Origin of the sequence: Salinicola aestuarinus, assembly GCF_003206645.1 — a bacterium.
GTDB classification, from domain to species: domain Bacteria; phylum Pseudomonadota; class Gammaproteobacteria; order Pseudomonadales; family Halomonadaceae; genus Salinicola; species Salinicola aestuarinus.
This window is the reverse complement of the sequence record NZ_PZJP01000028.1, coordinates 1-702: the sequence shown is the minus strand read 5'-3', so window position 1 is coordinate 702 and position 702 is coordinate 1. Positions and strand designations below refer to the sequence as shown.

General features: G+C 48.4%; 2 protein-coding genes. Both read right to left on the bottom strand.

The features are described from left to right. The coding region (locus DOM41_RS17650) for a hypothetical protein (RefSeq protein WP_188112431.1) at window positions 1–216 on the bottom strand (216 nt) is incomplete at its 3' end. After that, on the bottom strand, window positions 213–702 hold a 490-nt coding region (locus tag DOM41_RS17215; RefSeq protein ID WP_157956979.1), incomplete at its 5' end, for a DUF3304 domain-containing protein. The genes DOM41_RS17215 and DOM41_RS17650, both read right to left, overlap by 4 nt.

Here is a 702-nt window from a genome sequence, read left to right as displayed (position 1 = left end):
GTCTTCTCGGTCGAGTCTATCGGCATAGTTATTACCTGTTCCATCAAAGAACGCGCCGATAAAAAGATTGGTGTCACAGGCATTCATCGGACTTCTGACATTCTCTCTTGCCAGAAACTGCCCTAACCTTTCTTCCTCCCCGGAAAAGAAAACACCGTTTTCTGAAGGATTCTCATACGCCCGCAAATTACGAGAACTTGCCAATTTTGCATTCATGGCCGAACCTCTCTCAACCTTTCGATCTTGTTCTCCATCCTTTTTGCGGACATCGAGAGATTCTCAAGCAAATACTCTTGGTAAGCCGGATCACCCCAACCATCAAACTTTTCCACATCTTGAGCAAAAACATCCTTATCTATATTCCAGTATTTTTCAAAAACTCCATCTTCTCGACTCTGAACATCATCAATCCCTTTTCGATACACAGCAAGACTGGCTTGTGCGTCTTTGACCTCTCTATCCACAATACTCCGCCTGTATTTATCCGACGGCACCGGCCACCCTTTAACTTCACCTGGGAAGTCGTCGTGCGGCGGTGACAGATCGCTGACAACCACATTGGCTTTCTTGTCAGGTAAAAACTGAACCCAGAGTATGCCGCGCGCCGGCGTTTCGTATTTCGGCACATCGACGTGAATCGTCTCGTTAAGCTTGCCCTCCGCCTCGCGCCTGGCCAGAGATTCGGACCGCTCATCCGTGGTG